At 65.2% G+C, this 25,153-nt stretch carries 19 protein-coding genes and 2 pseudogenes; 16 read left to right on the top strand and 5 right to left on the bottom strand.

Going from position 1 to position 25,153, the window contains the following annotated elements:
• Positions 1-18: 18 nt before the first annotated feature.
• A complete protein-coding gene (locus ACNANG_RS10020) occupies positions 19-2,379 on the bottom strand; it encodes a penicillin-binding protein 1A (RefSeq protein ID WP_420227060.1) in 2,361 nt (786 codons plus the stop codon).
• 360 nt (positions 2,380-2,739) lie between these two features.
• Here ACNANG_RS10020 and ACNANG_RS10015 point away from each other — a divergent pair, with 360 nt between their 5' ends.
• From ACNANG_RS10015 to ACNANG_RS10005, 3 genes and pseudogenes are all read left to right on the top strand, one after another.
• On the top strand, positions 2,740-3,273 hold the full coding sequence (locus tag ACNANG_RS10015) for a shikimate kinase (RefSeq protein WP_420227505.1): 534 nt from the start codon (positions 2,740-2,742) through the stop codon (positions 3,271-3,273).
• Positions 3,270-4,379 carry a 3-dehydroquinate synthase gene (gene aroB, locus ACNANG_RS10010; RefSeq protein WP_420227059.1) on the top strand — a complete coding sequence of 370 codons (1,110 nt, stop codon included), beginning with the start codon at positions 3,270-3,272 and terminating at the stop codon, positions 4,377-4,379. The genes ACNANG_RS10015 and aroB overlap by 4 nt, the downstream gene beginning before the upstream one ends.
• 187 nt (positions 4,380-4,566) lie before the next feature.
• Positions 4,567-5,735 (top strand): annotated as a pseudogene (locus ACNANG_RS10005) (deoxyguanosinetriphosphate triphosphohydrolase).
• Here ACNANG_RS10005 and ACNANG_RS10000 read toward each other — a convergent pair.
• On the bottom strand, positions 5,736-6,653 hold the full coding sequence (locus ACNANG_RS10000) for a LysR family transcriptional regulator (RefSeq protein WP_420227058.1): 918 nt from the start codon (positions 6,651-6,653) through the stop codon (positions 5,736-5,738).
• Between the two features lie 454 nt (positions 6,654-7,107).
• On the opposite strand from ACNANG_RS10000, the gene ACNANG_RS09995 reads away from it, so the two are divergent.
• The 12 genes from ACNANG_RS09995 (at position 7,108) to ACNANG_RS09940 (ending at position 19,784) form a co-directional block, all read left to right on the top strand.
• On the top strand, positions 7,108-7,893 hold the full coding sequence (locus ACNANG_RS09995; RefSeq protein ID WP_420227057.1) for a cysteine hydrolase: 786 nt from the start codon (positions 7,108-7,110) through the stop codon (positions 7,891-7,893).
• Between the two features lie 94 nt (positions 7,894-7,987).
• The gene (locus ACNANG_RS09990) at positions 7,988-9,031 is read left to right on the top strand and encodes an ABC transporter substrate-binding protein (protein ID WP_420227056.1); all 1,044 of its coding nucleotides are present in this window, start codon (positions 7,988-7,990) and stop codon (positions 9,029-9,031) included.
• Positions 9,032-9,101: 70 nt separating this feature from the next.
• Complete coding sequence (locus ACNANG_RS09985; protein ID WP_420227055.1) at positions 9,102-9,896, top strand: SDR family NAD(P)-dependent oxidoreductase; 795 nt, start codon at positions 9,102-9,104, stop codon at positions 9,894-9,896.
• A gap of 70 nt (positions 9,897-9,966) precedes the next feature.
• Entirely contained in the window at positions 9,967-10,770 is an 804-nt protein-coding gene (locus ACNANG_RS09980; protein ID WP_420227054.1) for an amidohydrolase family protein, read from the top strand.
• Positions 10,665-11,438, top strand: a complete 774-nt coding sequence (locus tag ACNANG_RS09975) for a dihydroorotase (protein WP_420227504.1) — start codon at positions 10,665-10,667, stop codon at positions 11,436-11,438. Before ACNANG_RS09980 ends, ACNANG_RS09975 begins: the two co-directional genes overlap by 106 nt.
• Positions 11,435-12,376, top strand: a complete 942-nt coding sequence (locus tag ACNANG_RS09970) for an ABC transporter ATP-binding protein (protein WP_420227053.1) — start codon at positions 11,435-11,437, stop codon at positions 12,374-12,376. Before ACNANG_RS09975 ends, ACNANG_RS09970 begins: the two co-directional genes overlap by 4 nt.
• Positions 12,373-13,206 carry an ABC transporter permease gene (locus ACNANG_RS09965; protein WP_420227052.1) on the top strand — a complete coding sequence of 278 codons (834 nt, stop codon included), beginning with the start codon at positions 12,373-12,375 and terminating at the stop codon, positions 13,204-13,206. The genes ACNANG_RS09970 and ACNANG_RS09965 overlap by 4 nt, the downstream gene beginning before the upstream one ends.
• Positions 13,207-13,231: 25 nt before the next feature.
• Positions 13,232-13,858, top strand: a complete 627-nt coding sequence (locus ACNANG_RS09960; RefSeq protein WP_420227051.1) for a TIGR00730 family Rossman fold protein — start codon at positions 13,232-13,234, stop codon at positions 13,856-13,858.
• Positions 13,859-13,932: 74 nt separating this feature from the next.
• The gene (locus tag ACNANG_RS09955) at positions 13,933-14,343 is read left to right on the top strand and encodes a DUF3830 family protein (RefSeq protein WP_420227503.1); all 411 of its coding nucleotides are present in this window, start codon (positions 13,933-13,935) and stop codon (positions 14,341-14,343) included.
• Between the two features lie 113 nt (positions 14,344-14,456).
• Complete coding sequence (locus tag ACNANG_RS09950; RefSeq protein ID WP_420227050.1) at positions 14,457-15,503, top strand: ABC transporter substrate-binding protein; 1,047 nt, start codon at positions 14,457-14,459, stop codon at positions 15,501-15,503.
• 472 nt (positions 15,504-15,975) lie between these two features.
• Positions 15,976-17,409, top strand: coding sequence for an amidohydrolase family protein (locus tag ACNANG_RS09945; protein WP_420227502.1), 1,434 nt, complete (start codon positions 15,976-15,978; stop codon positions 17,407-17,409).
• Positions 17,410-17,696: 287 nt separating this feature from the next.
• The gene (locus tag ACNANG_RS09940) at positions 17,697-19,784 is read left to right on the top strand and encodes a TonB-dependent receptor (protein ID WP_420227049.1); all 2,088 of its coding nucleotides are present in this window, start codon (positions 17,697-17,699) and stop codon (positions 19,782-19,784) included.
• Positions 19,785-19,852: 68 nt separating this feature from the next.
• On the opposite strand, the pseudogene ACNANG_RS09935 reads toward ACNANG_RS09940, so the two are convergent.
• The 3 genes and pseudogenes from ACNANG_RS09935 to ilvA form a co-directional block, all read right to left on the bottom strand.
• A pseudogene (locus ACNANG_RS09935) lies at positions 19,853-20,687 on the bottom strand (shikimate dehydrogenase family protein).
• A gap of 16 nt (positions 20,688-20,703) precedes the next feature.
• The gene (locus ACNANG_RS09930) at positions 20,704-22,137 is read right to left on the bottom strand and encodes an MFS transporter (RefSeq protein WP_420227048.1); all 1,434 of its coding nucleotides are present in this window, start codon (positions 22,135-22,137) and stop codon (positions 20,704-20,706) included.
• A 239-nt stretch (positions 22,138-22,376) separates the two neighbouring features.
• Positions 22,377-23,888, bottom strand: coding sequence for a threonine ammonia-lyase, biosynthetic (gene ilvA, locus ACNANG_RS09925; protein ID WP_420227047.1), 1,512 nt, complete (start codon positions 23,886-23,888; stop codon positions 22,377-22,379).
• A 229-nt stretch (positions 23,889-24,117) separates the two neighbouring features.
• Here ilvA and ACNANG_RS09920 point away from each other — a divergent pair, with 229 nt between their 5' ends.
• Complete coding sequence (locus tag ACNANG_RS09920) at positions 24,118-25,098, top strand: Bug family tripartite tricarboxylate transporter substrate binding protein (protein ID WP_420227501.1); 981 nt, start codon at positions 24,118-24,120, stop codon at positions 25,096-25,098.
• The last annotated feature ends 55 nt before the right edge of the window (positions 25,099-25,153 follow it).

Below are 25,153 nucleotides of genomic sequence, written 5' to 3'. Positions count from 1 at the left end.
TTACGCCGTACGCTGGCATCAGGGCAGGTAGTCCGGCTGGGTTGCCTGTCGCGGGGCGTTGGACGGGTTGCCATTGCCTCCGATCAGATTGCCCAGTCCGTCGATCAGGCGCGACATCGGATCTTCTTCCTTGGGCGCCGCCACCCCCACTGTCGCCACTGCCTGTCCAGGCGGGAATTCCGACAGATAGTAGTCGCCGTTGGCGGTCACGATCCCCGGCGGCATGACCTGTTCCTGCTGCGGCACGCCCTTCAGCGCCTTCTGCATGTACGCCAGCCAGATCGGCATGGCTGCGCCGCCGCCGGTTTCACGCACGCCCAGCGACTTGGGCTGGTCGTAGCCCAGCCAGGCAATGCCCACCAGTTGCGGCGTATAGCCTGCGAACCAGCCGTCCACCGAATTGTTCGTCGTCCCGGTCTTGCCGCCCACGTCGGTGCGCTTGAGCGCCAGCGCTGCGCGGGCCGTGCCGGTGCGCACCACGTCGCGCAACATGGTGTCGGTAATGAAGGCGGTGCGGGCGTCGATGGCGCGTACCGATTCGTCTCCCGCCTTGGCCGGACGGGCCTGCATCAGCACCCGGCCGCTGCCGTCGGTCACCTTGTCGATCAGGAACGGCGTGACGCGATACCCGCCGTTGGCAAACACCGAGTAGGCACCCGCCATCTGCAAGGGCGTGACCGCGCCCGCGCCCAGCGCCATCGTGAGGTAGGCCGGGTGACGCGCCGCCTCGAAGCCGAAGCGGGTGATGTAGTCCTGCGCGTACTGCGGCCCGATGGTCTGCAGGATCCGGATCGACACCAGGTTCTTGGACTTGGCCAGACCCTGACGCATCGTCATCGGCGCTTCGTTCTTGCCGTCGTAGTTCTTGGGTTCCCAGCGCTGCGAGCCCGTGGCCGCGGCTTCCAGCACGAAGGGCGCGTCGGAAATGATGGTCGACGGTGTCAGCCCGCGTTCCAGCGATGCCGCGTAAATGAAGGGCTTGAAGCTCGATCCGGGCTGGCGCCAGGCCTGCGTGACCCGGTTGAACTTGCCGCGCTGGAAGTCGAAACCGCCCACCATGGCGCGAATGGCGCCGTCGCGAGGGTCGGTCGACACGAACGCGCCCTGGACCGCCGGGGACTGCAGGATTTCCCACTCGCCGCCGGTCTTCATGATCCGCACGATGGCGCCGCGGCGCACGCGCTGCGTCGGCTGCGCCTTGGCGTTCAGGCCCGACGCCGCAAAGCGCAGGCCCTTGCCGGTGATTTCGATGATCTCGCCCGCGCTGCGCGCGACGCGCACCTTGTTCGCGTCGGCCGACAGCACCACGGCGGCCAGCAGGTCGTCGTTGTCGGGATGGTCGGTCAGCGCGTCGTCCACCGCTTCGTTCAGCTTTTCGGCGTCACGGTCAATGCCGTCGGGCAAGTCCACGAACGCTTCCGGGCCGCGATAGCCGTGCCGGCGTTCGTAGTCCATCACGCCGTCCCGCAGCGCTTCGTACGCGGCGTCCTGCTGCGCCTTGTTGACCGTCGTATAGACGTTCAGGCCACGGGTGTACGTGTCTTCCTTATAGATGTCATAGACCAGCTGGCGGGCCAGTTCGGCCACGTACTCGGCCCGCACCGCGAATTCGCCGCCCAGCGGCTTGATCTTCATCTTGTCTTCGAGCGCGGCGCGGTATTCCGGGTCCGTCAGATAGCCCAGCTCGTGCATGCGGCGCAGCACGTATTGCTGGCGCAGTGTGGCGCGGGTGGGATTGACGACCGGGTTGTAGCGCGACGGCGCCTTGGGAATGCCGGCCAGCATGGCCGCTTCCGACGCCGTCAGTTCCGCCACCGGCTTGCCGAAATAGATCCGTGCCGCCGACGCAAAACCGTAGGCGCGCTGGCCCAGGTAGATCTGGTTGATGTACAGCTCCAGGATCTGGTCTTTCGTCAGGTTGGCCTCGATCTTGAAGGTCAACAGGATTTCGTACAGCTTGCGCGTATAGGTCTTTTCGGACGACAGATAGAAATTGCGGGCCACCTGCATCGTGATCGTGCTGGCGCCCTGGCTTTTCTGCAGGTTGATGGCGTTGGTGAACGCGGCGCGCAGCACGCCGGTCCAGTCGATACCGCCATGCTGGTAGAAGCCGTCGTCTTCGGCTGACAGGATGGCCGACTTCAGCACGTCCGGCACATCGCGGATACGAACCACGTTGCGGCGTTCTTCGCCAAATTCGCCGATCAGCACGTTGTCGGAGGTATAGACACGCAACGGCACCTTCGGGTGGTAATCGGTCAGTGCGTCCAGGTCCGGCAGATTCGGATAGGCGAGCGCCAGCGCCAGCCCGACCAGTAGGGCGACGCAGACGGCCAATCCGGCAAGGACGCCGGCAACCTTGAGCAAAATTCGGGTCATGAGGGGGACAACTTGAGGGGCAAAGACCAACCCATTATAGGAACATCGGGCGGCGTAGGCGGATAGACCATCCGGCGCAAGCCGTGTTCCTGTAACAAGCTGCACATTGAAGGATCGGCCATGTCGGGGGCGTGCCGGACCGGCGGCCGGCGCGATTCGGACCCGGGATCGGGCCTGTTACCTAGGGGATTGCCCCCGAATTTTGCCGCGACGGTCGTCCTTGCGGGATAATGGGGCCGTAACCAACCCGACGGCGTCCGAGCCGCCCTTGCCGTGATTGCCGCTACGTTTGCTTCCTGTTCCGTCGAGATCGTCCGTGTCGACGCCGACGTCTTCATCCCGCCGCTGTTCCTGGTCGGGATGATGGGCGCCGGCAAGACGACGATCGGCCGCGGCCTGGCCCGCGCCATGGGCCGGGAATTCGTCGATATCGACCAGGTGATCGAAACCCGCTGCGGCGTACGGATTCCCACCATATTCGAACTGGAAGGTGAAGCCGGGTTCCGAGCCCGCGAAGCCCATGTGCTGGACGAATACAGCCGCAAGTCGGGCGTGGTGCTGGCCACCGGCGGCGGCGTGGTCATGGCCGAGCCCAACCGCCGCATCCTGGCCGAACGCGGCCGCGTGCTGTACCTGCGGGCCCGCGCCGAAGAACTCTATCAACGCACCCGCTACGACCGCAATCGCCCGCTGCTGCGCACCGCCGACCCCCTGGCAAAGATTACCGAGCTGCTGGTCGCGCGCGAGCCGCTGTACGAAGAGATCGCGGACCTGGTCGTGGATACCGGCAGGATGTCCGTGACCCGCCTGGTCCACCGCATCCTGCCCTTGCTGCTAAGCTTCGACAAGCCGATCACACCGGTTTCCGACTTGCCGCCCCTGGAGTGTTTATGAAAGAAGTCCGTGTCGATACGCCGGGCGGACGCTATCCGATCCGCATCGCTCCCGGCCGTCTCGATCACCTTGCCGACGCCGTGCCGGCCGACGCCACCACCCTGGTCCTGGTCACCAACCCGACGGTGGCCGCCCTGTATGCCGACCGGGCCGAAGCCGCGTTGGCCAAGTCGGGCAAGAAGGTGCTGCGCATCGAACTGCCCGACGGTGAAGCCTATAAGGACTGGCAGACGCTGAACCTGATCTTCGACGGCATGCTGGCGCAGCACTGCGACCGCCGCGCGGTCATCGTGGCCCTGGGCGGCGGCGTGATCGGCGACATTGCCGGCTTCGCGGCCGCCGTGTACATGCGCGGCATCCGCTTCATCCAGGTGCCCACTACGCTGCTGTCGCAGGTCGACTCGTCGGTGGGCGGCAAGACGGCCGTGAACCACCCGATCGGCAAGAACATGATCGGCGCCTTCTATCAGCCGCTGGCCGTCGAAATCGACACCGACGTGCTCGATACCCTGGCGCCCCGCGAAGTCTCCGCGGGCCTGGCCGAAGTCATCAAGTATGGCGCCATCCTGGACGCCGACTTCTTTGCCTGGTGCGAAGACAACGTTGCGGCCTTGCGCGCGCTGGAACCGGCTGCCGTGGCGCATGCCATTGCGCGGTCCTGCGAACTGAAAGCGTTCGTGGTGTCGCAAGACGAGCGCGAAACCGGCCTGCGCGCCATCCTGAATTTCGGACACACCTTCGCCCATGCCATCGAGGCCGGCCTGGGTTTCGGCACCTGGCTGCACGGCGAGGCCGTGGGCTGCGGCATGGTGCAGGCCGCCGAACTGTCGGTCACCGCTTGCGGCCTGCCGCAACGCGATGCCGACCGCATCCGGGCCCTGGTGCAGGCGATCGGCTGCCCCGTGTACGGGCCCGACCTGGGCGCCGAACGCTGGCTGGATCACATGCAGGGCGACAAGAAGACCGAAGCCGGCCAGATCCGCTTCGTGCTGCTGCCCCGCCTGGGCGAAGCCGTCCGCACGCCCGCGCCCGAAGACCAGGTGCGGCAGGCGCTGGAACTGACCGTGGCAAAAACGGCGGGCGCGCAGGCGACGGTCGTCGCGTAGCCAGGCGGGCCCGGCGGCGTCATTCCGGTGACGCAGCACGTATGGCAGGGCGTCTTGAGGGTTGGCTTTCGCCGCGGCCAGAGCCATCTCCCTTCGCGCCTGCGCCAGTTCTGTCCTGCCGCGACTTGTATCCTGCGCATTCGGCATCATCTGTACCGCAGCCTCTGCACGCCTTTCCAGGGACACCATGTCTGCCACTCCGCCGAATCCCGCGCTGTCCATCCCCACGATGCTTGCGCCCTACGCCGCGCACCCCGAACAGTCGCGCGGCCGCCGGCATGCCGAAACGCCGGCCGAAGGGCGCACCGAATTCCAGCGCGACCGCGATCGCATCATTCATTCCAACGCGTTCCGGCGGCTCGAATACAAGACCCAGGTGTTCGTGAACCATGAAGGCGACCTGTTCCGCACCCGCCTGACGCACAGCCTGGAAGTCGCGCAGATCGCCCGGTCGATCGCCCGCAACCTGCGGCTCAACGAAGACCTGGTCGAAGCCATTTCGCTGGCGCACGACCTGGGTCACACGCCTTTCGGCCATGCCGGGCAGGATGTGCTGAACGCCTGCATGCGCGAATTCGCACCGGATGCGGGGGCTTCGAACACAATCTGCAAAGCCTGCGGGTGGTGGACGAACTGGAAGAACGCTACGGCGATTTCGACGGCCTGAACCTGGTGTTCGAAACGCGCGAAGGCATCCTGAAGCATTGTTCGCTGGAACGCGCCAAACGGCTGGGTGACGTAGGCGAACGGTTCCTGGCGCGCACGCAGCCGTCGCTGGAAGCGCAACTGACCAACCTGGCCGATGAAGTCGCCTACAACAACCACGATATCGACGATGGCCTGCGTTCAGGATTGATCACGCTCGATCAGCTGCAGTCGGTGCGGATCTTCGCGCGGCACCGCGCCATGGTCGAAGCGCGATATACCGGCCTGGCCGAACGCCGCATGATCACCGAAACCGTGCGCCGCATGATCAATACCTTGATCATCGACCTGACGCAGACCAGCGCCGCGCGCATTGCCGACGCGGCGCCGCAAACCATCGACGACGTGCGCCAGTCGCCGTCCCTGGTCGGCTTCAGCCCCGGCGTGCGGACCGAGGCCGACGAGCTGAAGGTATTCCTGCGCGAACAGCTGTACATGCACTACAAGGTGCGGCGCACGACCAGCAAGGCCAAACGCATCGTGCGGGACCTGTTTACCGCCTTTTTCGACGAGCCGCGCATGCTGCCGACGCAATACCAGGAACGGGTCGAGAAGGGCAAGGCGCGCGCCATTGCCGACTACATTGCGGGCATGACGGACCGCTACGCGATCCGGGAACACCGCAAGCTGTTCGAGGTGGGCGACGACTGATCACGCCGGCTCATCGCCTGGCGTGTCCTGACGCCCATGCAAAGTCTGCCGGATATGTTCGGCAAACGCATGCGCAATGGTCGGCAACTGCCGGTTCCGCAGGCTGGCCAGCACCAGTTTGCCGCGCGGAAAATTTCGGTCCGCGATGTCCTTGACGACCACCGCGCCGCCGTCGGTCACCGCGCCGATATCGATCTGGAACGAGATGGCGTTGTCGTAATACAGGCAGCCGCGCAGGAATTCGAACGAATTGCTTTCGATCAGCGGCCGCAGCGAAATCGATGACCGCATCATGAAGCGTTCCAGCATCTGGCGGCCGGCAATGTCCCGGTCGGGCAGCACTACCGGATAGTCCGCGCAATCGCGCAGCCGTACCGTTTCCTGGCCCGCCAGGGGATGGTCGCGATGCATGACCGCCACAAGCTTCTGGTCGAACTGCGCGATCGCTTCCACGTCCGCTTCGGGCGGCAGGTTGAACACCAATCCCAGGTCCACATCGAAATTGCGCAGCGACGTCAGCGCATGCACGTGGTCGCCCACGTCCACCTCGAACGCGACCAGAGGATGCGTCTTGCGGAAGGTGGCCACGGCCTGGGGCAGGTAAGCAGGCGCCAGCGCCTGGCTGATCACCAGCCGCACGTTGCCGCGCCGCAGTCCCTTGAGTTCCTCGATCTGCGACCGCACCCCGTCCAGTTCCGCGTTCCGGCTGCGGATGTAGTCGACGAACAGTTCGCCCGCCGTGGTCAGCCGCATCCCGCGTGGCAGCCGTTCGAAAATCGCCGTACCCAGTTCGTCTTCCAGGTCCTGGATGCGGCGGATCACGGCGGATGGCGCCACGTGCAGCCGCTCGGCCGCCTGCCGGATCGATCCGACGCGGGCCACTTCGTCGACATAACGCAGAAAACGCAGGTGATTCATGACGGTGTCCTTATAGCGGGGCCGCTTTGGTTAGGGCATCGTTGCCCCACAGTGGTGCACCGGTCTGGTGCGCCGGCCTGCCTATCGCCGCTGCACAACGCGGACCCCGTGACGTCACGCTTCGCGCGATCCCGCGCGCCAGCCCCCGCAGGTGGCCGCGCGTTCCAATGACGCGCCAACCCACGCCGCCGCAAGACGCCCTGTTTACCGCGCTATCGGGCTACCGATGCCGTATCGGCAACAGAGTAACGCTAAATCGGCAATCAATCGAAGCGGTGAAATCGCAAAACAGGTACGGGCATTGCATTAGGTAATGCCAAGGACACGGCATGCCCGCTATCGGTGCCTGCCGGGTTGCTGACGCGGGGCGGCGCTGCCCGCCTGTCGAATCCGCCGCCGGGGTTCGATGCCGACGCCCTTTCCGTTATTCCGACTTTCTTGTTGCGCCCCGTCCATGACCTTTTCGACATCCGCCACGACCTTCGGCCCGGCCCCCGGTAACGTCTGGACGCGCCGCGGCGAGGCGCTCAGCCTGGTCCGGCCGCCCCATGTGCCGCGTCCGGTGCAGTTTGCCGCCGATGACCATCCAATCGAAATCGACGTAGCGGCCACGGCGCTCATCATCATCGACATGCAGAACGACTTCTGCCACCCCGAAGGCTGGTTTGGCCAGAAGGGCATCGACGTGTCGCCCATGCGCCGTCCGATTCCGGCCATTGCGGCCCTGCTGGACGCCTGGCGCGCCGCCTCGGGCCGCGTGGTGTGGGTGAACTGGGGCATCCGTGCCGACCGCCTCAACCTGCCGCCCACCGTACTGTTCAAGGGCAAGCGCACGGGGGATGGCGTCGGCTATGCCGAGACGTCGCCGCTCGACCATGGCCCAAGCGTGGTGCAAGGCAGCTGGGGCGCCCAGGTGGTGGAAGAACTGACGGTGGACGCCAGCGACATCACCGTTCACAAGCATCGCCTGAGCGGCTTCTGGGACAACGAACTGGACAGCCTGCTGCGCCAGCAGGGCGTCACGACCCTGCTGTATGCCGGCGTGAATACCGACCGCTGCGTGTTCTCGACCCTGCAGGACGCGGCCTTCATTGGCTACGACAACATTTTGTTGAGCGATGCGTGCAGCACCGCGTCGCCCGAGTACGTGACCCAGGCCATCCACTTCATCGTGCGGCAATTGCATGGCTTCGTGGCGACGTCGGCCGCGCTGACCGATGCGCTGCGCGAGCAGGGCTGATCCCGCAGCAACCCACGCTGCGCATCACGCAGCACCGATCCCCGCATTTTGCGTATTACCCCGTGTGTCCTCCGCCACCCCTCAGGAGCATTTCATGATTGCGAGTTTCAAGAAGTTTGCCGTGTCGGCCGCCGCTACCACGGCCCTGGGCCTGACCTTCGCCGTGCTGCCGACCGCAGCCAGCGCGCAGACCAAGATCAAGCTGACCTTGAACTGGAAGTACGAAGGCCCGCAAGCCTGGTTCTTCCTGGCGCAGGACAAGGGTTACTTCAAGGCCGAAGGCCTGGATGTCGAGATCGACCAGGGCGAAGGGTCGGCCGCCGGTGTGCCCAAGGTCGCGGCCGGTACCTACACCGCCGCCTTTGGCGACATGAACGCCCTGATCGACTTCGCCGCCAAGCGGCCGGCCGACGCGCCGGTGGGCGTCTATACCCTGTACAACTCGGCCCCGTTCACGGTGGTCGTCAAGGCCAGCAGCCCGATCAAGACCCCCAAGGATTTCGAAGGCAAGACCTTGGGTGGCCCGGCCAATGACGGCGCGCTCAAGCTGTTTCCCACGTTGGCGGGTTCCGCGGGCTTTGACCTGAACAAGGTCAAGATCAGCAACATGGCGCCCAACCTGCGCGAACAGATGTTGATCCGCGATCAGGTGGACGGCGTGTTCGGCTACATCAACACGGTGTATTTCGCGGCCAAGGCCAGCGGCCTGGATCCGGAAAAAGACCTGCGCTTCATCCGCTACGCCGACTACGGCCTCGATCTGTATTCCAACACGATCATGTTCTCGCGCAAGTTCACGAAAGAGAACCCCGAAGCGGTCAAGGGCTTCTTGCGCGCCCTAAACAAGGCGATCAAGGAAGTGGTGGCGAATCCTGACGAGGGCCTGGCCGCCGTGCTCAAGCGCGAGCCGCTGCTCAAGCCCGAACTGGAAAAGGAAAAGCTGCTGGCCACGCTCAAGCGTGACATGAGCCATCCCGAAGTCGCCCGGATCGGCCTGGGCGCCGTCGATGAAGCGCGCCTGAAGAAGTCGATCGATCTGGTTGTGAAAGCCAACCAGTTGACGACGACGCCGCCCGCTGGCGACGTGTTCGACAGCAGCTTCCTGCCGGCACGCGCGGACCGCCCGTCCAAGCTTTGATGCCTTGACCCCGATCGGCGCCTGAACCTCCTGGCGCGGGCGCCGGCTCACCAGAACACACGCGAGAAAGATGATGGATTTGCAGTTGAAAGACAAAGTGGTGGTCATTACCGGTCCGGCCAAAGGCATGGGCCGCGCGATCACCCTGGCGTTCGCCAAGGAAGGCTGCGCGCTGGTGCTGACGGGCCGCGACGTGGCCGCGATCGACCCCGTGGCGGCTGAAGCGCGCGACCTGGGCGTCAAGGTCCTGGTCGTCCCGTGCGACCTGACGGACGATACCCAGACCGAAGCCCTGGGCCGCGCCGCCGAGGAAGCGTTCGGCCGCGTCGACGTGCTGGTGAACGTGGCCGGCGGATCGGGTCCCATCGGCAAGACGGGTTGGGAAACCACCGCGGCGGAATTCGACGAGATCGTCCGCCTGAACATGTCCGGCTGCTTCAACACCATGCACGCCGTGCTGCCCGGCATGATCGCGCGCCGCTACGGCAAGATCGTCAACGTGGGCGGCACCTTCGGCATGCGCGGCCGCGCCGGCCGCATGGCGTACTCGGCATCCAAGTGGGGCCTGCGCGGCATCACCAAGAGCTTCGCGCTGGAAGCCGGGCCGCACAACATCAATGTCAACAACGTCGCCCCCGGCATGGTCGATGGCCCCCGGTTCCGCGAGAAGGTATGCGCCGACATGGCCAAGCGCCTGAACATCACGCTGGAAGAAGCCATGACCAGGCACGCGATGGACTATGCGCTGCGCCGCGTGACCGTCGACGAGGACGTCGCCAACGCCTGCCTGTTCCTGGCCAGCGATGCGTCGCGCCAGATTACCGGCGCGGATCTGCCGGTCGACGGCGGATGGGCATCTCTCTAAGCATTTTTTCGGCAGCGGCCGACGCAGGGTTCGACGTCTGCCGCACGGCATTTGAGCAAGGAATGAAGTCATGAGTCAGGTAGACCTGGTTATCCGCGGCGGCAAAGTGGTGTCGCCCGATCACATCATCGAGGCATCGGTTGCCATCGACAACGGCATCATCGTCGCGGTGGGCCATGACGACCTGATGCCGTCGGCCCGCGAGGAAATCCGTGCCGACGGCCTGTACCTGTTGCCCGGCGCCATTGACAGCCATGTGCACTTTCGCGATCCCGGCTACCCCAACAAGGAAACCTGGAAGACCGGGTCGGCCGCGGCGGCCTGCGGCGGCGTGACCACCGTATTCGAAATGCCCAACACCAACCCGGCCACCGGCACCGTGGAAGCGCTGCGCCTGAAGCAGAAGGCGGCCGAGTCGTCGTATGTGGACTTCGGCATTCACGGCCTGTTCGGCGACGATACCGTCGACCGCCTTGAAGAGCTGCTGGACGCCGGCGTGACCAGCTTCAAGGCCTTTGTAGGCAACACCTTCGGCAACCTGCCGGCGCCCACCGACGGCTGCCTGCTCGAAGGCTTCGAAAACTGGCGCCGCTCGGTATTCGTACCGTCGTGCATGCCGAGAATTCGTCCATCATGGCGCGGCGCCAGGCCAAGCTGCAGGCCGCCGGCCGCAATGATCCTTTCGCGCATCTGGCCGCGCGTCCGGCCGTGGCCGAGATCGAAGCCATTGGCCGTGTGGTCACGCTGGCCGAATGGACCGGCGCCCGCGTGCACATCGCGCATCACAGCTCGGCCGATTCGCTCTATCTGCTGCGCGAAGCCAAACGCCGCGGCGTGGACGTCACGGCCGAGACCTGCCCGCAATACATGCTGATGAACGTGAACGAGATGTCCCGCCTGGGCGGCATCCTGCGGCTGAACCCGCCGATTCGCGAAGCGCGCCATAACCAGCCCTTATGGGATGCGCTGCTCGACGGCACCATCGACATGATCGCCACCGATCACGCGCCGCACACCCCCGAAGAAAAAACCCGCGAAAGCATCTGGGATTGCGATTGCGGTTTCCCGGGTGTCGAAACGCAAATGCCGCTGATGCTGACCGAGATCAACAAGGACCGCGCAACATTGATGGACTACGTGCGCTGGAGCGCGGTCAATCCCGCCAAGGCCTGGGGCCTGTATGGCGTGAAGGGCGTGATCGCCGCCGGCTCGCATGCCGACATCGCCATCGTCGACATGGACAAGCAGGGCGTGGTCAACCAGGGCAAGCTGCAAAGCGTCAGCAAGATCTCGCCGTGGAACGGCCGCGTCGTCAAGGGCTACCCGATCCATACGCTGGTGCGTGGCCGCTTCGTGATGCGTGACGGCGCCCTGGTGCAAGACGCCGCGGGGTGGGGCGTGTCGGTCAAGGCCGTGCAGAAGATGCCGACGCCCAAGCCGCGCAATACCGAGACCTACACCACCGCGATCCTGACACGGCCGGAAGGCGCCCCCATCAGCGCGCGGCCGTCCGCCGACGTGATCGAAGGAAAGCTGCCATGACCCAATCGTTCATCGATCTGGCCAACGTCTCGCTGCAATATGGCGGCGGCACGATCGCGCTGGACCACACCGACCTGCGTATCGACAAGGGCGATTTCGTGGCGCTGGTCGGGCCCAGCGGCTGCGGCAAGTCCACTATCCTGAAGCTGGTGGGCGGGCTGCTCACGCCCACGTCGGGTGCGGTGATCGTGGGCGGCCGCGAAGCCGGGTCGCCAGGCGCGCGCATCCACAACCCGCATGCCCCCCGCGTGCGGATCGGGCTGGCTTTCCAGAACCCGACGATGCTGCCATGGCTGACGATCCGCGAGAACGTCATGATCCCGCTCAAGATCGTCGAACCCTTCCGGTCGGAATATGCCCGCAAGAAAAAAGGCGAATTTGCCGAGCGCGCCGAAGCGCTGCTGGCGCAGGTCGGCCTGAAAGGCTTTGGCGACAAGCGTCCGTGGCAGCTGTCGGGCGGCATGCTGCAGCGCGCCTCCTTGTGCCGCGCGCTGGTGCACGAACCGCAACTGCTGTTGCTGGACGAGCCCTTTGGCGCGCTGGACCAGTTCACGCGTGAAGAGCTGTGGGCCATCATGCAGGACCTGTGGATCACCAAGCGGCCCACGGTGCTGCTGGTGACGCACGACCTGCGCGAATCGGCCTACCTGGCCAACCGCATTTGCGTGATGAGCTCGCGCCCCGGCCGCATCCTGGAAGACCGGCCGGTCGAATTCGCACGCCCGCGCACGCTGGAATCAAGCTACGCACCTGAGTTTGCGACCCTGGTGCAGGAACTGCGCATGCGGATCGCCCATGCTCGGACCGATGGCGACGTGCAGCCGGTGGCCGAGTCGGACGCTGTTGCGAACGCGGTTGCCGGGGGAGCCTCGAACCCCGCAGCACCGACCGCTGGCCTCGTCACCCCTGATGTCCCCAACCCAAGGAGAGTCGCATGAGCGCGGCATCCCCCTCCCTCCCCACCGTCAAGGCCACGGCCAAGCCCGCCACGCGGATGAACCCAAAGACCAAACGCTACCTGCTGTCGGCGTTGACGCTGGTCGGCTTCTTCCTGCTCTGGGAAGTGATCTGTCTGGCCAGCGGCGTGTCCGACCTGGTGCTGCCGCGACCCTCGCAGATCGCAGTGGTGTTGTGGCAGAAATTTCCGCTGCTGTGGCCGCACACGGTGCAGACGCTGTACACGACCGTGGTCGGCTTCGCCCTGGGCGTGCTGGTCGGCATCGTGATCGGCGTCATCATTGGCTCATCGCGGCTTGCCTACGACGTGGCCTATCCACTGCTGGTCGGCTTTTCCAGCATCCCTAAGGTAGCCGTGGTGCCGATCTTCGTGGTGTGGTTCGGGTCGGGCACCGTGCCCGCCATTTTGACCTCGCTCGTCATCAGCATCTTCCCGGTCGTGGTGAACGTCGCGACCGGTCTGGCCACGACGGAACCTGAACTGGAAGACGTGCTCAAGGTGCTGGGCGCCAGCAAGCGCGACATTCTGTGGAACGTGGGCCTGCCGCGTGCCTTGCCTTACCTGTTCGCGTCGCTCAAGATCGCCATCACCCTGTCGTTCGTCGGCACCGTGCTGTCTGAAACCGTGGCCGCCAACAAGGGGATCGGGAACGTCATGATGATTGCAAGTGGCAACTTTGACGTGCCGCTGGTGTTTGCCGGCCTGTTCATCCTGGCCGTGCTGGGTGTGCTCTTATATGCCATCTCTGCGTTTATCGAAGGCCGGCTGACCGGCTGGACCCAACGCAAGACCGACATGGCCATGGCCTGAGCCCATCAACCTTTCCAGAATCTTCATGACGACATCGACTTCTCCCATCGACGCGATCACCGCGTCGCCCACCTTGCTCAAAAGCGTGGCGGTCTTTTGCGGATCCAACTTTGGCGCATCCCCTGAATACGCCCATGCCGCCCGCGCCCTGGGCACCGAAATCGCCTGCCGCGGACTGACCCTGGTCTACGGCGGCACGCACAAGGGCCTCATGGGCTTGATGGCCGACGCGGCGCTGGAAGCCGGCGGCAAAGTGGTTGGCATCATCAACCAACGGCTGCACGACCGGGGTCATCTGCATCCCAAGCTGACGCAACATGAAATCGTGACCGACATGCGGGCCCGCAAGGCGCGCATGGCCGATCTGGTCGACGCGTTCATTGCCATGCCGGGCGGTCTGGGCACGCTTGAAGAACTGTTCGAAGCCGCCACGCTGACGCAATTGGGCGACCACACCAAGGCCTGCGGTGCGCTCAACGTGCGGGGCTTCTACGACCCCATGCGCGCCATGCTGACGCGCGCGGTGGACGAAGGCTTCCTGAAGACCGAACACCGCGACATGATCGTCATCGATGCCGACCCGGCATCGTTGCTCGACGGACTGGCCGACTGGAAAGCGCCCACCGTCACCAAATGGATCGAAAAAGCGTGAGCCAGGAGACGAGCATGACGACACCGAACACGCCCGACAGCAACAGCGGTACCGCAGGCGCCACTGCCTCGCCGATCAAACGCATCCGCATGACCGCGGGCGGCTACACCTTCATTGCCGAAACGCACCCCGACGCGCCGCTGACCGTCGCCGCCTTCGAAAAGCTGCTGCCCTACAGACAGAAGCTGATCCACGTGCGCTGGAGCGGCGAAGGCTGCTGGATTCCGCTGGGCGACTTCCGCCTGGGTGTCGACTTCGAAAACCACACCAGCCATCCGTCCAAGGGCGACATCCTGTTCTATCCGGGCGGCTACAGCGAAACCGAGATCATCCTGGCCTACGGCCCATGCTCGTTTTCCAGCCGCATGGGGCAGCTCGCCGGCAACCACTTCCTGACCCTGGTCGAGGGCAAGGAACACCTGCAAGCCCTGGGCAAGAAGGTGCTGTGGGAAGGCGCGCAAGACGTGCTGTTCGAAGCGATCTGAGGCAATCGGCCAACAGGCTGCCGGTCTTTCCGCGCCGGCGTGCTTCCGATAATCCACCCGGGAGCCCGTCCGGCCAGCGACCCCTTTTTCTTCCACTCACCAGGATCTCCACCATGCGTTTCGTTCCGCTCCGCCGCGTGCTTCTTGGCGCGCTCGTCGCCTCCGTGTTCGCACCGATCATGGCCCAGGCGCAAGCGCCGGCTGTTGTGACGCCGATCAAGTTCGTGCTCGACTGGAAGCACCAGGGCATCCACGCGTGGTACTACCTGGCCATGGACAAGGGATACTTCGCGCAAGAAAAAATCGACCTCGTCGTTGACCAGGGTGACGGGTCGGCCAATGCCGTGACCAAGGTCATGGCCGGCACCTACCAGGCTTCCTTTGGCGACGTGAACGCCATCGTGCAAGCCGCCGCCACGCGCCCCGATCAGGCGCCCGTCATGGTCTACATGCTGTACAACACCGCGCCCTACGCGATCATGACCAAGGCCAGCAGCAACATCCGCACGGTCAAGGATCTGCAGGGCAAGACGATCGGCTCGCCCGCCGGCGGCGCGGCCTACAAAATGTTCTTGGTACTGGCCGAAAAGAACGGCATCGATCCGTCCAAAGTGACGTGGACCAATATGGCTCCCAACCTGCAAGAACAGATGCTGCTGCGCGACCAGGTCGACGCATCCGCCGTGTTCACCGTCACCAGCTACATGAACCTGGTCGCCCAGAACGTGGACCCCGACAAAGACATCCGCTGGATCAACTATTCGGACAACGGCATCGACCTGTATGGCAACGGCGTGCTCGTGTCCCGCCAGCTGGTGAAGGACAAACCGCAAGTCGTGGCCGGCCTTGTGCGGGCCATCAACAAGGGCGTGCGCGATTCCATCGCCAACCCCGATGCCGCCATCGACGCCCTGGCGAAGCGCGAGCCGCTTATCAACAAAGATCTGGAAAAGCGCCGCTTGATGTACGCGTTGAAGAACGTCGTGCTGACGCCCGAAGCCATGAAGAACGGCGTGGGTGACGTCAACGACGCACGTTTTGCGCGGTCCATCGACCAGCTGGCCAAGGCCTTCGAACTGACGGCCAAACCCGCGGCCAAAGACGTGTTCGACCGCAGCTTCCTGCCGCCATTGGCGGAACGTCAGTTCTCGGCCAAGTAAACGAGCATGATGGTCGCGACCCTGCTCGCCAGGCCGGGATCGCGATCCGCTTAACAACGGGGATAGCCCTGCGGCATGAAGGCTGCGGGGCTATCCTGGTGCAGGGTTGAAAAGGGGAGGGCGCCATGACAGACCCACGCAGTCCACATTCATCGGGTGCCGCCAGCGCCCTCGTCCTTGACGCCGATTTTCTGCTGGCCGACCCGGGGGTCGAAGCGGCTCGCAAGCATGTCCAGGTCGTCATCGAAGGCGGCAGGATCGCGGCGATCAACGAGGCTTCGGGCGCCTCACGGGACGCCACCCGGGGCACCTCCCGGGACGCCGCACCGGATGTGGCACCGGGCGCCTCCCGGGATGCCGCACCGAACACGTCGCCCGCGGCACCCCGCCGTCTCATCCTGCCCGCGCTGGCCAACGCGCACGACCACGCCCGCACCTTCCGCAGCGCCACCCTGGGCGCCTTTGCACGCCCCTGGAAGGCTGGCTGCCCTTTCTGGGCGTCACGCCGCCGGCCGACCCCTACCTGGGCGCGGCCACGTCCTTTGCGCGATCGGTCCGGCACGGCGTCTCCCACCTCATGGTCCATTACACCCGCGTGCAAGGCAGCCTGCCGTATGTCGACGAAGCCGAGGCCGTCGCCCGCGCGGCCCGCGACGTCGGCGTCAACATCGGCTTTGCCGTCGCGATCAGCGACCGCCACGCCATCGGCTATGCCGACGACGCCACCGTACTTGCCGCCGTGCGCCCCGACATTCGCGACGACGTCGCCGCGCGCCTGAAACCATCGCCCCTGTCGCCCGCCGACTACCTGGCGCGCGTGGACGACGTGGGCGACATGCTGCGCGCCGGGGGCTACACCAGCCACGTCACCCTACAATACGGCCCCGGCGGCGTGCAATGGTGCAGCACCCCTCTGTTGTCCGCCATTGCCCAGGCCAGCGCCGACACCGGCCGGCCCGTGCACATGCACCTGCTCGAAACCCGCTACCAGCGCGAGTGGGCCGACCGCACCTTTCCGGACGGCATGGTCCGCTACCTGGACGACATCGGCCTGCTCAGCCCGCGCCTCACCCTCGCGCACTGCGTCTGGGCGCGGCCCGACGAACTTGTGCTACTGGCCGAGCGCGGCGTCACCATCGCCGTCAACACCAGCTCCAACCTCGGCATCCGGTCCGGCATCGCCCCCGTCGGCGAGATGCTGCGCCAGGGCTGCCGCGTCGCCATGGGCCTGGACGGCCTCGCCCTCGATGAAGACGACGACGCCCTGCGCGAAATGCGCCTGGCCTACGCCCTGCACCGCGGCTGGGGCTACGACGTCGACATGACCCCCGCGGATTTGTGGCGCTTCGCCGCGCGCAACGGGCGGCGCAGTGTGATCGGAATGGAAGGAGAGCGCAGGGAAGCAGGCAAGCTGCAGGGCAGCGTGGCGGGTGCGTTGGCGGATACCGCAGAGCGCGCCCCGTCGGCCCGTGGCGGCCGTTCCGATAGCAGTCGGGTTGGCAACATGGCCGGCCGAACCGTTAACGATAGCGCCGCGGAATCCGGCGGTCGCCTCGTCGTCGGCGCCCCCGCCGACCTGCTGGTGCTGGATTGGGACGCCGTGGACGACGACGCCTTGTTCGACGACGTCGACCCGCTCGACATCCTCCTCGCGCGCGCCCATGCCGGGCACGTGCGGGAGGTGTATGTCGGCGGCCGACAGGTTGTTGCAGACGGCCGCGTCATAACGGTCGACGAAGCCCGCATGCGCGCCGAACTGATCGCCCAGGTCCGCGCGAGCCTAGAGGGCAACGCCCCCGCCGCGCGTTGGAAAGAGGTGGTGGGTCAGTTGGCCGACGACCTTGGCCCGTTCTATCGGCACAGCCCGTTTGGGGGTGTTGCTGACGCCGTAGAAGGCGGTGCCTAAGAAAGAATGCATCAGAAAAACTGGTCGTCAATCCAACCTTGGGTTATTAGTAAATAAGAATCATTCACAATATTTCGGCTTGGAAGATCATGGTCCCATGACCGCTTTTTGCTGCGCCACGCAGCAGGGAGCGCGAAATGGAGATGTCATTGAGGCGTGGTCGAGGTCAGTGGCCGCGCAAGTGCCTGACGATCGGGTGGATGCTGGGCGCAGGACTCGCCGGAGCACAGGCGCAAGCGCAGCCGTCCTCGGCGTCGCCACCATCGCAAGCGCACGTCGATAGGCAGTTGCAGTCCGGGTCACAACGCCAGGACGGCGCCGAGGCAGCCAACGCGTCCCGCACCTTATCGACCATCCAGGTCAGCGTCGATGCACTCGACCCGGACGACGCGCGTGCACGCAGCGTATCCACTGCCACACGCACGGACATGAAGGTCAAGGACATCCCTCAGACCATCGATTCGATCGAAGTCAGCAAGTTCAAAGCCTATGGCATCAACGACCTGAGCGTCATGCTGCAAGGCGTACCCGGGGTGGAAAGCTATTACGACACCCGCGGCGAAGGAATCATGATCCGCGGCTTCGAAGCCAGCTACGGCGACTTCTACCGCGACGGCATCCGCGAAAGTGGACAGGTCCGCCGCAGCACGGCCAACGTCGAGCGGATCGAAGTACTCAAAGGGCCGGCCGCGGTGTTGTACGGCCGCGGGGCAGGTGGGGGCGTCGTCAATCTGATCAGCAAACAGGCCAGCTTCGATGCCGTCAGCAGTGTCGGCTTGCGCGCCGGCTCGTGGCAGAACCGAGGCGCGAACTTCGACGTCAATCGCGTGCTGTCGCCGAACTGGGCGGTGCGCTTAAGCGCCGATCGTGAGCAGGCGCACGCGTTTCGCAGCGGCATCCGCAACCGCAACACGATGGTGTCGCCCAGCCTCCTTTACGACAACCAGCGCGGCCTCAAATGGGTCGCGCAATACACCCACGACGACGTCTGGCGCGTGCCTGACCGGGGCCCCGGCTACGACAATCTGCCTGCCGGCGTTTCAGTGCGCAATGGCTTTGCGCACCCAGGCGACTACATCCAGGACACGTTGCGCATGTTTCGGTCGGACGTGTCGTGGCAGTTCAGTCAGGATTGGTCCGTGCGCTGGATAGCCAGCCATCGCCAGGCAGATCAGGACTTCGACCACTACTTTGCCGGCACCTATTGCAACGCCGCACGCCAGACCAGTGCAGGCCAGTCATGCACCTGGCCCGGCCGCGTCCGTCAGAATTACGCATGGCAGCAGACGCGCAATGTAACGCAGACACACATTCTTGATGTGTCGGGCAAGCTGGCCACGTTTGGAGTGCAACACGAACTGCTTATGGGGGTCGAAGCGACCGAAGAAGAACGCAGTCCGCGCCTATCCAGCGGTTCGTCCAATTCATTCATCGACCCGTACGATCCCCCAGGCCCCGCAGGCTGGGTCATACGGCCGCCGCAGGGTGCCCCCACGCAGCACAACCGGCACGACGCCACATCACGCGCCGCGTACTTGCAAGACGTGATGACGCTGACACCACAGTGGACATTGCTCACGGGCGTCCGCTTTGACAGCTACCGCTTCCACAGCACCAATCGTATTACCGGCGCGCAGCGCCATCACAGCGGACAAACGTGGAGCCCGCGCGTCGGGCTGGTGTGGCGTCCGCTGGACGCGCACAGCGTGTATGGATCGTATAGCAAGAGCTTCGCGCCGTATGGCGGACGCGGCATGTTGAGTGTGTCGACTGCGCCCAGCGCCGTGTTTGATGCGGAACCTGAATATTCGCGCCAATACGAGGCGGGCATCAAAAGCGATTGGCTGGACGGACGTGTATCGACCCAGTTCGCGGTGTACGACCTGCGTCGTTACAACGTCAGATACCAGCCTGACGCGACCAACGATCCGTACACGTTCGCCGTACGCGGTTCGGACGGGTCGCGCGGCATGGAGTTCAGTGCATCGGGACGCGTTTCCGCGGACTGGTATCTGCGCAGTGGGGTGGGTCTGCAGCGCAGCACGGTGCGTGAGGACCGCATGACGCCGGCCAACACAGGGCGGCACCTTGCCAACACGGGCAGCTTCAACGGCAGCCTGTTCGTGCGCTACGTGCCTGCGCCGGCGTGGTATCTGGAAGCGGGCGCTACCTTCGTCGGCCCCCAATGGGCAAACCTGGCCAACACCAGCCGCATGCCCGGCTACGCGCGCGTTGACGCCTCGATTGGCTGGCGTCCGATGCCCTGGACCGTCACGCTGGCCATGACCAACCTGCTGGACAAGCGCTACTGGCGGTCGAACAGCATGCCGGGTGCGCCGCGTGGGGTGTTGCTGAGCGCATCGTACCTGTTCTGATACCTCCGGCATCGCGGTGCCGCGTGCCAGCCGATTTCCCAGACGCCGTCTGGGAAATCGCGGTCTGGTTACGCCGGCAACCGCGCCACCTTTCGCAACTCGTCCGCCGTCGCCGTTCCGAACCCGAAAAACTCCAGATAGGCCGGGATCTGCTCGAACAGCATGTCCGTACCGACCTGGAAACCGCAGCCCTTCGCCTGCGCCGCCTTCAGCAGCGGCGTCATGGTTTCCTTCATCACCACCTCGCCCACGAACATGCGGGGATCGATGCGTGACACGTCGAAGGGCAGGGGGTCGCCGGGCTGCATGCCCAGCGGGCTGGCGTTGACGATCACGTCGAAGCCGGCCGGGTCGTTCGATCCCGTCTGGATCACCAGATCGGGATAGTGCTCGAGACAGCCGCAAGGCCAGGGCGTGGGACGACGCGTCCGACACGTCATACAGCGCCAGTTCCCCCACACCGGCGGCAGCCAGCGAGGCGGCAATGGCGCAGCCGACGCCACCATTGCCCGACACCAGCACCCGCGCGCCGGTCAGTGCGATGCCCTTGCGCTGCACGCCGCGCACGAAGCCTGCGCCGTCGAACATATCGCCCAGCAGCGATCCATCGGCCCGCTTCAGCACGGCGTTGCACGCGCCGGCCACCCGGGCCGTGGTGGTCACTTCGTCGACCAGATCCAGGGTGGTGATCTTGTGCGGCATGGTGATCAGCGCGCCCGCCAGATTGGTCAGCGTGAACAACTGGCACAAGGTCGCGGGATAGTCCTGGGCGCGGATGCCCATAGGCACCACTACGGCATCGATGCCCTGGCTGTCGAACCAGGGGTTGTAGATCATCGGCGCTCGAAAGCTTTCCGTGGGGTAGCCGATGTGGGCAATGAGCCGGGTCGTTCCTGAGATCATGGCGGCGTCCTGATGATCAATGGCGCGCCGGCGTCGGCGGCACCGCGGCCGGGTCGCCCGCGTCTCCCTTCGCCATGGTCTGGGCGCGCAGCCGCAGGTATTCGGCCTTGTCCACCGGCTGGGCCTGCGGATTGCCCAGGTCATCCATCCGCACGCGGTAGGTTTCCCGGGCCGTCCACGCCGACAGCGCCGCAATGCCGCAAATGCTCAGGGTGATCATGCCGATGGTGAACGGAATGTCGGTGGACCCGGGCGGCGCCACCGTCACGAACAGCGCGGGGAGCAGGGCGGTGAAGGCGGTGCCGACGTTCTGCGAAATCGCCATGCCGGACACGCGGGTGCGCGCCGGGAACATTTCGGGATAGAAGCTTGGGAAGACGGCGTTGTAGCCCTGGTAAACCACGCCCCACATCAGCAGCGACAACACGATGGCCAGCGGCACGTTGTGGATGCTGATGGCATACAGGTAGCCGAACGACAGCAGGCCGGAAACCAGGGCGCCCACGATGATGGGCGGGCGGCGGCCGATGCGGTCCGACAGGTTGCCCACGAACGGGATCACCAGCACGGCCAGGATGTTGCCCATGACCGGGATCCACAGATAGACGTCCTTGGCGAAGCCGATGCCGTAGCCGGGCTGCACGGCATAGGCAGCGCCGAACACGGTGGCCACGACGGGAATCACGTTCATCAGCGAGCACAAGGTCACGCGCAGCATGTCGCGCCAGCTGTCGGTCACGGCCTGGATCACCGGCGCCTTGGGCACCTTTCCCTTGGCGTCCACTTCCCGGAACACGGGGGTTTCGTGCACCTGGCGGCGGATGATGTAGCCGGCCACGATAACCAGGAAGCTCATGATGAACGGCACGCGCCAGCCCCACGACAGGAAGGCGTCGGGCGACATGTAGTGCGCCAGCGGCAGGAACACGGCGGCGGCGAGCACCTGGCCGGCCTGCACGCCCTGCAGCGTGAAGCTGGAATAGAAGCCCCGGCGGCCGAACGGTGAGTGTTCCAGGATCATGGAACTGGCGCTGGAAATTTCGCCGGCCACCGCAAAGCCCTGCACCAGGCGCAGCGCCACGAGCATGGCGGGCGCCCACAGGCCGATCTGGTCGTAGGTCGGCAACAGCCCCACGGCCACGGTCGACAGGCCCATCAGGAACATGCACAGGATCAGCACGCGTTTGCGGCCGACCGTGTCGCCCCAGTGGCCCAGGACGACGGCGCCGATCGGCCGCGCCACGTAGCCGACACCATAGGTGGCGAGCGACGCAATGATGGCGACCTTCGGGTCGGATTTGGGAAAGAAGATCTGCGGAAAGATCAGCGCCGCGGCGGTCGCGTAGATGAAGAAATCGTAGTACTCGAGGGCGGAGCCGATCCAGCCGCTGGCGGTCGCCTTGCGAGTCTGGCGCGACGCCTTGGGCGCATCGGGTGCGTGGGTGTTCATGGGGTGTCTCCTGGGGGCCCGTATCGGGTCATTGACGGCCACCGACGGCAAACAGCGGCCGTATTGCGGGGTGGACGCAATCTACAGAGAGGCCCCCAGCCGAACAACGCGCGGGGCGTGGTTCGGCAATTCACGATTCGTGAACCGGGTACGGCCAATGCACCTCGCGGCGCCAGTCGCCTTGCGCCCAGGCGAAAAAAGCCTCCATGCAGGAGGCTTTTGTCAGACCGTAAGAACGCTTAGCGCAGGAACAACGCGTAGGCCGGATTCTTGGACTCGTCCCAGTACCGGTAGCCCAGGTCCTTCAGGAAATCGGCAAAGGCCTGTTGATCCGACGGCGGCACCTGCAGGCCCACCAGGATGCGGCCATAGTCCGCGCCCAGGTTCCGGTAGTTGAACAGACTGATGTTCCAGGTGGGCGACATCGAGCTCAGGAAACGCATCAACGCGCCTGGCCGCTCGGGAAATTCAAAGCGGTACAGCAGTTCATTGTCGGCCATCGGCGCCGCGCCGCCCACCATGTGGCGCAGGTGGGTCTTGGCCAGTTCATCGTGCGACAGGTCCAGCGCGGTAAAGCCGTTGCGGCGGAAGTTGGCGGCAATTTTGGCCGACTCGCCGTGCGCCGAGATCTGCAGGCCCACGAACACGTGCGCCTTGGCCGACGTGCCCATGCGGTAGTTGAATTCGGTCACGCTGCGGCCGCCGACCAGTTCGCAGAAGCGGCGGAAGCTGCCGCGTTCTTCGGGCATGGTCACCGCGAACACGGCTTCGCGCGCCTCGCCCACTTCGGCGCGTTCGGCCACGAATCGCAGGCGGTCAAAGTTCATGTTGGCGCCGCAGGCGATCGCCACCACGGTCTTGTTCTTCCACTTGTTGGCGGCCAGGTATTGCTTGGCGCCGGCCACGGCCATCGCGCCCGACGGTTCCAGCACGCTGCGGGTTTCCTGGAAGACGTCCTTGATCGCCGCGCAGATGGCGTCGCTGTCGACCACCACGAAATCGTCCACGTACTTGCACGCCAGGCGGAAGGTTTCCTCGCCCACCAGCTTGACGGCGGTGCCGTCGGCAAACAGGCCGACGTCGGGCAGGGTCACCCGGCGGCCCTTGCGCACGCTTTGCATCATGGCGTCGGATTCTTCGGTCTGCACGCCGATGATCTTGATCTCGGGCCTGAGCGCTTTCACGTAAGCCGCCACGCCGGAAATCAGGCCACCGCCGCCGATCGCCACGAAGATGGCATCGAGCTGGCCGGGATGCTGGCGCAGGATTTCCATGCCGATGGTGCCCTGTCCGGCGATCACGTCCGGGTCGTCGAACGGATGCACGAAGGTCAGCTTCTGCTTGGCTTCCAGTTCCTTGGCATGGTGGTAGGCGTCGGTGAAGCTTTCGCCGAACAGCACGACGTCGGCGCCGCGGGCGCGCACGGCGTCCACTTTCACCTGCGGCGTCGTGACCGGCATGACGATCACGGCGCGGCAGCCCATGCGCTGCGCCGCCAGGGCGACGCCTTGGGCATGGTTGCCGGCCGACGCGGCGATCACGCCACGCGCCAGGACCTTGGGCGGCAGGTTCGCCATCTTGTTGTAGGCGCCGCGCAGCTTGAAGCTGAACACCGATTGCGTGTCTTCCCGCTTGAGCAGCACCGTGTTGCCAATGCGCGCCGACAGCTGCGGGGCAGGGTCGAGGGCGGTTTCGACGGCAACGTCGTAGACCTTGGCGGTCAGGATGCGCTTGAGGTAGTCGGTAGACATGGCGGTGGATGCGTAAGCGGTTGGCGAAGCCAAATAGTGTGACACATCTGTACAGGCAGGAAAAAATCGTGAGCAAGGGTGGGGGCTGACCACCTGCCGTACGGGGGCGCCCGCAACCTGGGATATGCTCTGCCCGACGGTCCGCCGCGCGAGCGGGCCGGACACAAAAACGACAGCACGACACGGAGCACGCATGCCTTATTCCTTCACGACGCGCCAGACCGGCCGTCTGCCTCGACTCACTTCCCTGGTTGCCGCACTGGCAGGCGTTGCCGCGTTCGCGGCGGCCGCCCCGTCCCACGCGCAAAGCGACTACCCCAGCAAGCCAATCCGCCTGATCGTCCCGTATGCGGCTGGCGGCTTTGCCGACACCCGCGCGCGCCTGATCGGCGAGCAACTGGGCAAGGCCCTGGGCCAGACCGTGGTGGTGGAAAACAAGGCTGGCGCGGGTGGCGTGATCGGCACGGACGCGATCGCCAAGGCCGCCCCCGATGGCTACGTGATCGGCATGGGCAACCTGGCCCCGCTGTCGGTCAACCCCAGCCTGATGAAGAACCTGCCCTACCAGCCCCTGAAAGACCTGGCGCCCGTGGTGCTGATCGAAACCGGTCCGCTGATCCTGAGCGTGGCCAATTCGGTTCCGGCCAAGTCCGTGCAGGAACTGATCGCCCTGGCCAAGAAGCAGCCGGGCAAGCTGGCGTTCGGATCGTCGGGCGTCGGCGGCGCACACCATCTGTCGGGCGAAATGTTCAAGATGCAGGCCAAGATCGACATCGTCCATGTGCCCTACAAGGGCGGCAACCTGGCTGCGACCGACCTGCTGGCCGGGCACATTCCCATGATGTTCGAGATGGGCTATGCGGCGCTGCCGTCGATCAAGGCCAACAAGATCCGGCCGCTGGCCGTCACGTCCACCAAGCGCCTGGCCGTGCTGCCCGACGTGCCGACCCTGGCCGAGTCGGGCCTGACCGGGTTCGAGTCGTATAACTGGCAGGGCATCGTTGCCCCGGCGGGTACTCCGCCAGCCATCCTGAAGCGCCTGAACACCGAAATCAACAAGCTGCTCGATGCCGGTCCGCTCAAGACGGCCATTCTCGATTCGGGCAGCCAGGTGGGCGGCGGCACGCCCGAGACCTTCGGTGCCTTCATCGCGAGCGAATCGACCAAGTGGTCGACGCTGGTAAAAGAAGCCGACATCCGGATGGAGTGAGGCGGGCAGGGCGCGGTTGCCACGCCGTAGCAACCGCGCCCCGTTCGGACACCGC

The sequence above is a fragment of the Pigmentiphaga litoralis genome, assembly GCF_048632615.1.
In the GTDB taxonomy this organism is placed as follows: domain Bacteria; phylum Pseudomonadota; class Gammaproteobacteria; order Burkholderiales; family Burkholderiaceae_B; genus Pigmentiphaga; species Pigmentiphaga litoralis_B.
This window is presented reverse-complemented; position numbering and strand designations above follow the sequence as displayed.